The sequence below is a fragment of the Elusimicrobiota bacterium genome (assembly GCA_041660925.1).
GTDB lineage: Bacteria > Elusimicrobiota > Elusimicrobia > UBA1565 > UBA1565 > JBAZUV01.
This window is the reverse complement of record JBAZVI010000006.1, coordinates 25,302-37,360: the sequence shown is the minus strand read 5'-3', so window position 1 is coordinate 37,360 and position 12,059 is coordinate 25,302. Positions and strand designations below refer to the sequence as shown.

At 68.7% G+C, this 12,059-nt stretch carries 10 protein-coding genes; all 10 read left to right on the top strand.

The annotated features are described in order from the left end of the window. Nucleotides 1-8: 8 nt before the first annotated feature. The 10 genes from hemW (at nucleotide 9) to WC969_09515 (ending at nucleotide 12,057) form a co-directional block, all read left to right on the top strand. A complete protein-coding gene (hemW, locus tag WC969_09560) occupies nucleotides 9-1,229 on the top strand; it encodes a radical SAM family heme chaperone HemW (protein ID MFA6030088.1) in 1,221 nt (406 codons plus the stop codon). Then, nucleotides 1,230-2,537 carry a PhoH family protein gene (locus tag WC969_09555; GenBank protein ID MFA6030087.1) on the top strand — a complete coding sequence of 436 codons (1,308 nt, stop codon included), beginning with the start codon at nucleotides 1,230-1,232 and terminating at the stop codon, nucleotides 2,535-2,537. A gap of 81 nt (nucleotides 2,538-2,618) precedes the next feature. Continuing rightward, nucleotides 2,619-3,281 (top strand): N-acetylmuramoyl-L-alanine amidase, encoded by a 663-nt coding sequence (locus tag WC969_09550; GenBank protein ID MFA6030086.1) that lies wholly within the window; start codon nucleotides 2,619-2,621, stop codon nucleotides 3,279-3,281. A 60-nt stretch (nucleotides 3,282-3,341) separates the two neighbouring features. After that, the gene (locus WC969_09545; protein ID MFA6030085.1) at nucleotides 3,342-6,197 is read left to right on the top strand and encodes a valine--tRNA ligase; all 2,856 of its coding nucleotides are present in this window, start codon (nucleotides 3,342-3,344) and stop codon (nucleotides 6,195-6,197) included. Next, nucleotides 6,190-7,530 (top strand): response regulator, encoded by a 1,341-nt coding sequence (locus WC969_09540; GenBank protein MFA6030084.1) that lies wholly within the window; start codon nucleotides 6,190-6,192, stop codon nucleotides 7,528-7,530. The genes WC969_09545 and WC969_09540 overlap by 8 nt, the downstream gene beginning before the upstream one ends. Beyond that, nucleotides 7,527-7,907: a response regulator transcription factor gene (locus WC969_09535; GenBank protein ID MFA6030083.1), complete on the top strand. Its 381-nt coding sequence runs from the start codon at nucleotides 7,527-7,529 to the stop codon at nucleotides 7,905-7,907. The genes WC969_09540 and WC969_09535 overlap by 4 nt, the downstream gene beginning before the upstream one ends. Further along, a complete protein-coding gene (locus WC969_09530; GenBank protein MFA6030082.1) occupies nucleotides 7,907-8,662 on the top strand; it encodes a response regulator transcription factor in 756 nt (251 codons plus the stop codon). The genes WC969_09535 and WC969_09530 overlap by 1 nt, the downstream gene beginning before the upstream one ends. Further along, nucleotides 8,659-9,453 (top strand): MotA/TolQ/ExbB proton channel family protein, encoded by a 795-nt coding sequence (locus tag WC969_09525; protein MFA6030081.1) that lies wholly within the window; start codon nucleotides 8,659-8,661, stop codon nucleotides 9,451-9,453. The genes WC969_09530 and WC969_09525 overlap by 4 nt, the downstream gene beginning before the upstream one ends. Next, the gene (locus tag WC969_09520; GenBank protein ID MFA6030080.1) at nucleotides 9,450-10,079 is read left to right on the top strand and encodes a flagellar motor protein MotB; all 630 of its coding nucleotides are present in this window, start codon (nucleotides 9,450-9,452) and stop codon (nucleotides 10,077-10,079) included. Before WC969_09525 ends, WC969_09520 begins: the two co-directional genes overlap by 4 nt. 94 nt (nucleotides 10,080-10,173) lie before the next feature. After that, entirely contained in the window at nucleotides 10,174-12,057 is a 1,884-nt protein-coding gene (locus WC969_09515) for a TonB-dependent receptor (protein MFA6030079.1), read from the top strand. Nucleotides 12,058-12,059 lie beyond the last annotated feature (2 nt).

Sequence of the window (12,059 nt, the reverse complement as noted above, 5' to 3'; positions counted from 1 at the left end):
CCGCACGCTTGACTGAACGAGATCCGGGACGAAGGAGCCCGTCCGCGCGCGGACCACGTCCGACGCCGGGGCTCTACGTCCATGTCCCGTTCTGCTCCATCAAGTGCTTCTACTGCGACTTCACGGCCTTCTCCGGCCAGAGGTCGCAGGTCGGCCGCTACCTGAGCGCGCTCGAGCGCGAGGCGAAGGTCCGCCCCGGCCCGCGTCCCGAGACCCTCTACGTGGGCGGGGGGACGCCGAGCGAGCTGCCCGTCGAGGCCCTCGCCGAGCTCTTCGGCATCCTCTCCCGCCGCTACGGCCGTCTCGAGGACCTGCGCGAGGTCACCGTCGAGACGAGCCCCGAGAGCCTCGACGCGGAGAAGCTCGACGTCCTGCGCCGCGCCGGCGTGAGCCGGCTGAGCATCGGCCTGCAGACCACCGAGGACCGCCTCCTCAAGGCCATCGGACGCAAGCACGGCTGGGAGGACTTCCGGAAGGTGTACGGGGACGCCGTGGCTCGCGGCTTCTCCCCGAACGTGGACCTCATGCTCGGCCTGCCCGGGCAGAGCCTTTCGGGAGCCCTCGGCAGCCTGCGCCAGCTCATCGACCTCGGCCCGGACCACCTCTCGGTCTACGCGCTGAAGGTCGAGGACCGCACCCTCTTCTCCCGGCGCAAGGTCGCCGTCGACGAGGACCTCTCCCGGGAGATGCTCGAGGCCGCCATCGAGACCCTGGCCAGGGCCGGCTACAGGCACTACGAGATCTCCAACTTCGCCCGGCCGGGCAAGGAGTCGGTCCACAACACGAACTACTGGCTCAACGGCTCCTACATCGGCCTGGGCTGCGGCGCCGCCGGCCACCTCGACGGGGTCCGCTACGAGAACGACGACCGGCTTCCCGACTACTGCGCGAAGATCGAGCGCGGCGAGAGCCCCGCGATCATGACCGAGTCGCTCGCGGGGAAGGCGAAGGCCGGCGAGGACCTGCTCCTCGGCCTGCGCCTCATCGACGGCGTGCTCCTGACCCCGGCGATGCGCCGCCATTTTTCCGCGGAGCTCGAGGCCCTGCGCCGCCGCGGGCTCGTCGAGCTCGTGCGCAGTCCCCGCACGGGGACTCCGCGCCTCGCCCGCCTGACCCGCGAGGGCGTGTTCCTCGCCAACGAGGCTTTCCGTTCGTTCGTCGCGCCGTTCGACTCCCCGGATACTCCCGTCGAATCAGGGGGACCGATCCTATCCTCTGTGGAGCGCTAAATGAAGACCTTCGTCCTCGACACCAACGTCGTGATCCATGACCCGGAATCCCTCTACGCCTTCGAGGGCTCCGTCGTGGTCATCCCGCTGCCCGTCATCGAGGAGCTCGACACCTTCAAGCGGAGCAACGACGAGCGCGGCCGCGCGGCGCGCATGGTCGCGCGCTCCCTCGACCAGCTCCGCCAGAAGGGTCGGCTGACCGACGGGGTGCCCCTGCCGCACGGGGGGAGCCTGCGCGTCGAGATGATGCACTCCGACGGCCTGCCCGCACAGTTCCTCTCGAGCTCCAAGGACAACATGATCCTCGGAGTCGCCCAGTACCTGAAGAAGAAGGGGAGCCAGGTCATCTTCATCTCCAAGGACATCAACCTCCGCATCAAGGCCGAGAGCATCGGTCTCGACACGCAGGACTACGAGAAGGAGAAGGTCAACGTCGACGACCTTTATACCGGCATGCGCGAGCTTGCGCTCAAGCAGGCCGACATCGACGCTTTCTACCGCGACAAGCGCCTCCAGCTCGACGACGCGAGGGCCAAGGAGCTGCGCCCCAACGAGTTCCTCATCCTCAAGAACGAGGGCGGCGGCTCCTCGAGCGCGCTCTCCCGCTACGAGGTCGAGAGCAAGTCCGTGGTCCCCCTGGTCCGCTCCGAGTCCATGCCCTGGGGCATCAAGCCGCTGAACACCGAGCAGCGCTTCGCGATGGAGCTGCTCATGCGCAAGGAGATGCAGCTCGTCACCCTCGTCGGCGTCCCCGGCTCGGGCAAGACGCTGCTCTCGCTGGCCGCGGGCCTCGAGCAGGTCCTCAACGAGCACGCCTACCGCAAGCTCCTCATCGCGCGGCCCGTCGTCCCCGTCGGGCACGACCTGGGCTACCTCCCCGGCACCAAGCAGGAGAAGCTCAACACCTGGATGGGCGCGATCTACGACAACCTCGAGTTCCTCATGGACCGCTCCCGCCGCGAGGACAGCGACCTCGACGTGCAGATGCTCCTCGACGACGGACGCCTCGAGGTCGAGGCCGTCGCCTACCTGCGCGGCCGTTCGCTGCCGGGCCAGTACATCCTCATCGACGACGCGCAGAACCTGACCCCGCACGAGATCAAGACCATCATCTCGCGCGTCGGACGGAACTCGAAGATCGTCCTGACCGGCGACCCGTATCAGATCGACAACTACTACCTCGACTCGGCCTCCAACGGCCTCACGAACCTCGTCGAGCGCTTCAAGGGCCAGCATCTCTTCGGGCACGTGAAGTTCACGAAGATCGAGCGCTCGCCGCTCGCTGCGCTCGCTGCTGAACTCCTCTAGCTCGCCCCTCACCCCCAGCACCCCCTCTCCCGGCGTGGCGGGAGAGGGGGACTGCGGGGGGCGGAAGACGGCCTTCCCGAGATGAATCTCCTCCTGGTGACGATGCTCTTAGTCTCTCCGGCTTGCGCCGTGGAGCGTTCGACGGCCGCCGTCGTGGTGGCCGTCGACCCGGGGCACGGCGGGCGCGACTTCGGGGTGACGTTCCGCGGGAGGATGGAGAAGGAGGCCACGCTCGCCCTCTCCCGGCGTCTGGCCGAGGAGCTGCGCGCCCTGCCGGGGCTCCGTCCGCTCCTTCTGCGCGAGGGCGACGAGTACATCGGGCTCGTCGAGCGCGTGGACAAGGCCCGCGCCGCCGGGGCCCGGGCGCTGCTGAGCCTGCACGTCGACGACCGGCGGCTCGGTTCCCATCAGGCCGGCCGCGGCATCGTGGTCTATTTCTACGGGCGCTCCCATGAGCGCCTGCTGCGCCGCCTCCTCCTCCCCGCGCCCCCGCAGGCGCAGGTCGAGGCCTCCCGCCGGCTGGCCGTGCTTCTGGCCCGCTCCCTGCGCGAGGGGGGGTTCCCGGCGGCCGAGGTGGACCGCGGCCAGTACGTCATCGTGAAGGGGGAGGACGTCCCCAGCGTGCTCGTGGAGTTCGGGAACTTCCGCGACCCCGAGGAAGCCCGACGGCTCTCGGACCCGGCCTTCCAGAAGAGGCTCGCCCGCGCGCTCGCGCGCGGCCTCGAAGCCTTCCTCGAACGCTAGGCCTCCGCCCGTACGCGCGTGTGCTGGCGCGCGCGCGAGTCCATATCCTATAATCGCGGCGTGATCGATAAAGTCTATCAGCCGCAGGACGTCGAGAAGAAGTGGGTGGAGGCCTGGAAGAAGGCGGGCCTCGCCCACGCGAAGGCCGCCGGCGACCCGCGCAACCGCTTCGTCATCGTCATCCCTCCTCCCAACGTGACCGGCGCGCTCCACATCGGCCACGCCCTCAACAACACGCTCCAGGACGCCCTCATCCGTCACCACAAGCTGCACGGCCGCGAGACCTGCTGGGTCCCGGGCACCGACCACGGCGGCATCGCGACGCAGAACGTGATGGAGAAGCAGCTCAAGGCCAAGGGCCAGCGCCGCCAGGACGTCGGCCGCGCCGAGTTCCTGGCGCTCATGCAGACCTGGACGCGCGACTGCAAGAAGACCATCATGGGCCAGCTCGAGCGCCTGGGCTGCCTCCTCGACATGGGCCGCGAGGCCTTCACGATGGACGAGACCCGCGCGGCCTCCGTCCTCGCCGCCTTCAAGAGCTTCTGGGACGAGGGACTCATCCACCGCGACGCGCGCATGGTGAACTGGTGCGTGCGCTGCGGAACCGCGCTCTCCGACATCGAGGTGGAGTTCGAGGAGCGCAAGGGGCACCTCTGGCACATCCGCTATCCCGCCGCCGACGGCGGCCCCGGCCTCGTCGTCGCCACGACCCGCCCCGAGACGATGCTCGGCGACACCGCCGTCGCCGTGAACCCCAACGACGAGCGCTACCGCGCCCTCGTCGGCAAGAAGCTCCGCCTGCCCCTGCGCGAGGGCGCCTCCAACGGCGAGATCCCGGTCGTCGCCGATCCGCACGTCGACGCCTCCTTCGGGACCGGCGCCGTGAAGGTCACGCCGGCGCACGACCCCAACGACTTCGAGATCTGGACGCGGCACAAGACCGAGATGTCGGGCCCCCTGCAGGTCATCGACTTCCAGGGGCACATGGCGCCCGCGGCGGGCGTGCACTTCACGGGCCTCGTCCGCGAGAAGGCCCGCGAGGCCGTCGTCGCCGCTCTCGAGGCCGTCGGCTGCCTCGAGAAGACCGAGGACTACAAGCACTCCGTCGGCGTCTGCTACCGCTGCCAGCAGCCCATCGAGCCGCTCGTCTCCGCGCAGTGGTTCATGAAGATGGGGCCGCTCGCCGCGAAGGCGCTGGCCGCCAGCGAAAAGGGGGAGTTCCGCATCCAGCCCGAGACCTGGGACGTCCCCTACCGCAACTGGCTCAAGAACATCCGCGACTGGTGCCTCTCGCGCCAGATCTGGTGGGGGCACCGCATCCCGGTCTGGTACTGCGTCGGCTGCCACGGAGACAAAGTCGTCGCCTTCATGCCCGCGAAGGAGAAGGGCGGGGAGTCCCTCGGCGCGGAAGGCCCGCTGAGCGCGCATCTGAAAGCGGGGCTCTCCCTCTCGGAGATCGAGGCGCACGCCACCGCCGTCCAGATCCGCCTTTCCGGCGAGGACCTGAAGACCCCGGGCGTGCGCGTCCAGGCCGACCGGCCCGGCTCCTGCGCGAAGTGCGGCGGCTCGCAGTGGCTCCAGGACCCCGACGTCCTCGACACCTGGTTCTCCTCGGCGCTCTGGCCGCTCTCCGTCTTCGGCTGGCCCGCGAAGACGGCGGACCTCAACTTCTTCTATCCGACGAGCACGCTCGTCACCGGCTACGAGATCCTCTACCTGTGGGTCGCGCGCATGCAGATGATGGGCCTCCACTTCGAGGGCAAGGCCCCCTTCCGCGACGCCGTCATCCACGGCATCGTGCGCGACAAGAGCGGCAAGAAGATGTCCAAGTCGCTGGGCAACGTCGTCGACCCGCTGACGATGATGGACAAGTACGGGACCGACGCCTTCCGCTTCTCGCTGGCGATGCAGGCCTATCCGGGCCGCGACATCCCCTACGCCGAGGACTCGCTGCGCGGGCCGCGCAACTTCGCCAACAAGCTCTGGAACTCGACGCGCTTCGTGCTCATGAACCTCCCCGAGGTCCCCCAGGGGTCCTATCGCCTCGAGGACCTCGACCGCTCGAAGCTCGAGCTCTCCGACCGCTGGATCCTCTCCGAGTTCCAGGCCCTCTGCGGCCGCGTCGAGTCCGAGATGGGGGACTACGCGTTCGCGGCCGCCTCCGACGCGGTCTACGAGTTCCTCTGGGACAAGTTCTGCGACTGGTACGTCGAGCTCGCCAAGGCGCGCCTCCTGGCCGCCCCCGCCGGCGAGGAGACCCCCGACGTCCGCGCCGTGCGCACCGTGCTCGTCGGGGTCCTCTCCGGCACCCTCAAGCTCCTGCACCCGGTCATGCCGTTCATCACCGAGGAGCTCTGGGGCGCCCTCAAGCCGTATTCGGGGGAGAAGGCGGACTTCCTGCTCCAGTCCGGCGCTCCCCGGCCCGAGGGCTGGACCGACGCCGAGGCCGAGGCGCGCATGGCCTTCGTGATGGACGCGGTGAAGGCCCTGCGGGCCCTGCGTTCTCAGCTCAACGTCCCGCCCGCCCTGAAGATCGTCGCGCACCACGCGGCGAAGGACGCCGCCGAGGAGCGGCTCCTCCTCGAGCATGCCGCCTACCTGCGCCAGCTCGCCCGCATCGAGGCGCTGGCGCCCGCCGCCGGCCGGCCTCCGCAGTCGGCCACCGCCGCCGTCTCGGGCGTGACCTTCTACGTCCCGCTCGCGGGCGTCATCGACTTCGAGAAGGAGCGCAAGCGCCTGGCCAAGGAGGTCGAGCGCCTCTCCAACGACGTGAAGCAGTGCGAGGACCGCCTCGCGGACCCCGTCTTCGCCGGCCGCGCCCCGGAAGCCGAAGTGCAGAAGCTGCGCAAACGCCGGCAGGAAGCCTCCGCGGAGCACGCGGCCCTGCTCGACACTCTGAGGAACCTCGATGGCTGATAAACGGAAGGTCCTGGTCGTCGAAGACGACCCCATGGTCCGCGAGTTCGCGGCCACGCTCCTCGCCGAGGAGTACGACATCCAGACCGCCGTCGACGGGCAGGACGCCCTCGAGAAGGCCCTCGCCTGGCGGCCCGACGTCGTGGTCACCGACCTCATGATGCCGCGCATGCACGGCTACGAGCTCTGCCAGCGTCTCAAGGCTCCCGACGGGGTCCCGGGGGTCCGCATCCTCGTCTGCTCCTCGAAGCCCTTCGCCACCGACAAGAGCCAGGCGAAGGCCGCCGGGGCCGACGACTACATCGTGAAGCCCTTCTCCATCGAGGACCTGCGCGCGAAGGTCCTTGCGCTGCTGCGCGGCGCTCCGAGCCGGTCGTCGGCGGCCGCTCCCCGCCCGCAGGCCCCCGCGGCGGCCCCCGCGCCGCGCCCGGCTCCCGCGCCGGCCTCGGTCGCGGGCTCCGCGCGTCCTCCCATGTTCGTGCGCTTCTGGGGCACCCGCGGCTCCTGCGCCACCGGCGGGCCGAAGACGGCCCGCTACGGGGGGAACACCTCGTGCACCGAAGTGCGCGTCGGCGACCTCCACCTCATCATCGACTGCGGCACCGGGCTGCGCGAGCTGGGGCTCCAGCTCCTGAAGGAGAACCCCGACCGGCCCATCGACGGGCACATCTTCGTCGGACACACGCACTGGGACCACATCCAGGGCTTCCCCTTCTTCACTCCGCTCTACAACCCGAAGAACTCCTTCACGCTCTACAGCGTGCGCGGAGCCCACGGGAGCCTCGAGAAGGTCTTCAGCGGCTCCATGGCCTCGGACTACTTCCCGATCCCTCTGGCGAGCCTCTCCTGCCGGCTCAGCTTCGTCGAGATGACAACGGCGGTGGACTTCGGGGTCGCCCGCGTCTCCTTCCACCACCTCAACCACCCGGGCGTCTGCATCGGCTTCCGCATCGAGGCGCAGGGGAGGGTCGTGACCTACCTCAGCGACCACGAGCCCTTCGCGAAGCTCGACGGGGACAACGAGACCTCGCGCCGCCAGGACGCGGCCATCGTCGAGTTCGCCCGCGGCAGCGACGTGCTCATCGGGGAGGCGCAGTACACCGAGGAGGAGTACTCCCGCAAGCGCGGCTGGGGACACAGCACCTTCGACGACGCCGTCCGCGTCGCCCTGAGCGCCGAGGCCCGGCGGCTCGCGGTCTTCCACCACGACCCCGAGCACACCGACGAGCTCATGGACGCCCACATCGAGCACTGCCGCGGGCTCATCCGGAAGGCCGGGGCGGACATCGACTGCTTCGCGGCCCGCGACGGCTTGAAAGTGGAGCTCCCGTGAGCGCCCGGCTCCTGGTCGTCGAGGACGACGAAGACTTCCGCGCCGTCCTCAAGGACGTGCTCGGAGGGGCCGGCTACGAGGTCCACGCGGCCGTCAACGGCGAGGAGGGCCTCGCGCTCTACGCGGAGAAGTCTCCCGACCTCGTGGTCCTCGACGTCCACCTCCCCGACATGACGGGCATCGACATCTGCCGCCGCATCCGCGGCGCGGGCCCCCGCCCGGGGACGCCGATCATCCTCTGCACGGTCCGCGCCGAGTTCGGCCCCGTCTCCGAGGGGCTCGCGGCCGGGGCCGACGACTACGTGGTCAAGCCCTTCGAGGTCCACGACCTCCTTGCGCGCGTCGAGAGCGCGCTGAAGAAGGGGCCGCGGAGCTGATGCCTCCCTCGGCCGGCCGCGATCGGACCGCGTCCGGAGGAGGCGCTTCCTCGGGGAGCCCCTCGGTCGCGGTCGTCGAGGACGACCCCGAGATGGGGGACTACCTCGTCAAGCTCCTCTCGACGAAGGGCTATAAGACCTCGCTGCATCCGACCGCCGGCCGCTTTTTCGACGCGATGCTCAAGACGAAGCCGGACGTCGTCCTCCTCGACATGCAGCTCCCGGGCATGGACGGCAAGGAGATCATCCGCGTCCTGCGCAACAGCGAGCAGACCCGCAACCTCGTCATCATCGCCATGTCGGGGGCGCTCAAGGAGACCGCGGACGTGGTCGCGGGCTTCCACTCGGGCGCCGATGAATACCTCGTGAAGCCCTTCGACCCGGACTTCCTGCTGGTCCGCATCGACGGCTTCCTGCGCCGCACCGCCGCCTCCGCTCCGCCGGAGGAGGTCCTGCGCTTCTCGGACGTGAGCGTGTTCCTCGACCAGCGCGTCTGCAGGGTGAAGGCCAACGAGATCGAGCTCACGCGCCTGGAGTTCGACCTCCTCGTCTACCTCATCCGCCAGTCGAACCGCGTGCTCACGCGCAGCATCCTGCTGGAGCAGGTCTGGGGCGGGGACCCGACGATGACGACGCGCACCGTCGACAAGCACATCGAGAATCTGCGCCGCAAGCTCGGAGACGCCGGCCGCCGCATCGAGGCCGTCATCCGGGTCGGCTACATCCTGCGTAACGAGACGGGGAGGGGAAGATGAACATCGGAGTCTGGATCGGTCTGCTCGGCGGGCTGGCCATCGTGCTCTCGAACATCATCGGCAAGAGCGCGGGCCAGGCTTTCGTCAACGGCCACGGCATCCTCGTCGTCGTGGGCGGGACCTTCGCGGCCATGCTCATCAGCACGCCCATCGGCACGAGCTTCAGCGCGCTCAAGGCCCTGCTGCGCCTGCTCCTGCCGCAGCGCGAGATGAGCGTCGACGAGGCGGTCGCCGAGGGCGTGCGCCTCGCGCGCGTCGCCCAGGGAGGAGGCGGCCTCCTCGCCCTGCGCGACGAGGGCCGCGGGATCCTCGACGGCTTCGTCAACCGGGCGATCATGGTCGCCATCTCGACCGGGGAGTCCGACGAGACGCGCCGCATCATGGAGAAGGAGATCAAGCACCGCCGCCTCGCCCGCCAGGAGGACGCGAACTTCTGGCGCACGGTCAGCGTGCTCTCGCCGATGTTCGGCATCATGGGCACCCTGCTCGGCATGATCCACGTGCTCAGCACGCTCTCCGACCCCTCCAAGATGGGGCCCTACATGGCGCTCGCCCTCTCCTCGGCGTTCATCGGCATCGGCATGGCGAACCTGCTCTGCGTCCCCGTCGCCGGGCAGCTCCGTCTCACCGCGATGCGCGAGACCCTCATCCTCGAGATCGTGCTCGAGGGCGTGCTCGACATCACCTCGGGCAAGGCCCCCTACCTCGTCGAGCTGCACCTGGCCTCCTACTCCGAGCAGCGGCGCCTCGACATGGCTTCGGGCCTGCGCTCGCCGGAGGCCGCCGCGTGAGTTCCTGGGAGGAGCGCGAAGAAGACCTCGAATCCCAGCTCAACAAGAGCGCCCTGTGGGCCGTCACCTACGGCGACCTGATGAGCTACCTCGTCATCTTCTTCCTGCTCCTCTACGCGGCCGTCGCGACGAAGAGCGTGAGCCTCCAGATGAGCCTGCAGGGAGTCGAGGAGCAGTTCGGCAAGGAGAGCACCGTGCTCAAGGAGCTCTTCTCCAAGCACGGCATCCAGCAGATCGCCCGCATCGAGGTGACCGAGGACAACATGCGCATCGTGTTCCTCTCTCCCATCCTCTTCGAGTCGGGCAGCGACCGCCTCAAGGAGAGCTCCACGCCGCATCTCATCAAGCTCGCGGAGGCCCTCTCCGAGCTCCCCAACCCCATCCAGATCGAGGGACACACCGACGACCGCCCTCTGGGGCGGAGCTCCTATTTCCGCACGAACTGGGAGCTCTCCGCCGCGCGCGCCTTCACCATCCTCAAGTACTTCGAGGCCTACGGGGTGCCCTCCTCGCGCCTCTCGGCCATCGGCTTCGGCGCGTACCGGCCGATCAAGCCCAACGACACCCCGGAAGGCCGCAACGCCAACCGACGCATCGAGATCAACATCCTCCGCCGGAAAGCGTGAATCCTTTCAGGATCGACGCTCGTCAAGATGATGCGAGCACTGCCTCGATAAGTGGATGTTAGCCGCGCGACCGGAAATGCTATAAACGGAACAAATGGGAAGGCTACTCGCGTTGCTCGCCCTTCTGTCGGCGATTCCCGCGCAGGCGGAGGACGCCTCGAAGTCGGATTTCGACTTCTTCGAGCAGGAGGCCATCGTCACGACCGCCGGGCGCAAGCCCCAGAAGCTGCGCACGGTCGCGGCCTCGATGACCGTCTTCACCGCGGAGGACCTCAAGCGCCTGGGCGCGCGGAGTCTGGCCGACATCCTCCGCCTGGTCCCGGGGATGGACGTGCGCGTGAGCAACTCGGCCACCGGCGCCGCCGATTACGAGGTCGTGCACGTCGACAACCGCGGCCTCAACGGCAGCTCCACCCACACGAACAAGCGCATCCTCCTGCTCATGGACGGCCGGCCGGTCAACGACTACTTCTTCGGCTCCTTCGACCCGGACGAGCGCATCTCCATCGACAAGATCCGCCGCATCGAGATCCTCAAGGGGCCCGCCTCCTCCCTCTACGGGACCAACGCCATGGACGGGGTCATCCAGATCTTCACCAAGAGCGGACGGACCGACCCCGGCCTGCGCGCGCGGGGGAGCTACGGCTCCTTCGACACGAAGGAGGGGGGGGCGGAGTACGGGCGCGAGTGGCAGGAACGGGAGTCCGCGATGTTCGTCTCCGGCCGCTATTACCAGTCCCAGGGCCCGCATCTGGTCAACAGCAACGAATCCACCTACGCCGGGAACCTCTTCCTCCGGCTCGACCGCGGCCCCGCGGAGCTCTCCCTGGGCTACGACCAGGGCATCCATCAGTACTCCATGACGCGCAGCGCGCCCAGCACCCATAACGACACGCACTACGCCGAGTACTTCGCCAACACCTCCGCGTCCTGGAAGCCCGTGGAGACGCTGGAGCTCGTGCCCCGGGCGTACTGGAACTACTACGAGGCGCAGAGCTTCCTCGGGATACTCACGAGCTACCGGGTCGGCGGGGAGCTGCAGGCGACCTGGTCCTTCCTGGAGGACTATTCCCTGGTGTCCGGAGTGCAGCTGCGCAACAACTGGGAGGACGTGACGGACGCCGACCGTCACGACATCACCGAGCAGGGCTATTTCGCCCAGCTCGAGATGCGTCCGCTGCCCGACCTCTACCTCCAGGCGGGCGGCCGCTGGGACAAGAACTCCCTGTCGCCGAGCTTCTTCTCTCCGCGCGCCGGCCTCGTCTACACCCTCGGAGAGCACTGGACCCTGAAGAGCTCCTACGGCCGCTCCTTCCGCGCTCCCAACTTCGGCGAGGTCTACGAGAGGAGAGCCGGCGGACTCACCATCGCCGAGAACCCCGAGCTCACCCCGGAGTCCCTCCAGACCGTCGAGGCGAAGGTGGAGTTTCAGGCCGCGGACCGCCACCATCTCGGCGTGACCTATTTCAACAACGAGGCCAAGGACATCCTCGGGCTGCGCGGTCCCGCCAACGCCTTGAAGGTCCTCAACAGCGGCTCCGCGTCCATCTGGGGAGTCGAGACGGAGATCAGCGAGCGGCTCCTGCCCCCGCTCCGCCTCTACGGGAACCACTCCTTCCAGCAGACGACGAACAACACCATCACCCAGCGCGGGACCGGGATCCTGGCGGCTCAGGTGCAGGGGCAGCTCCTCTATGCACCCGAGCACAAGTTCACCGCCGGGCTGACTCTCCAGCCGCGGCCCTGGCTGGACTGGGACCTCCACAACCTCTGGGTGGGACAACGGCGCTATTCCGGAGGCACCCTCGGCATGCTCCCGGCCTATCACGTCCTCGGCACCGTCGTCCGCGCGCGCTTCCTGGGCCGCTGGACCGGCTTCTTCGCGGTCGACAACCTCAGCAACAAGTACCGCGAGGAGACCTCCGATGTCCCCATGCCCGGCCGAGCGTACCGCGGGGGCCTAGAAGTCCGCTTCTGAAG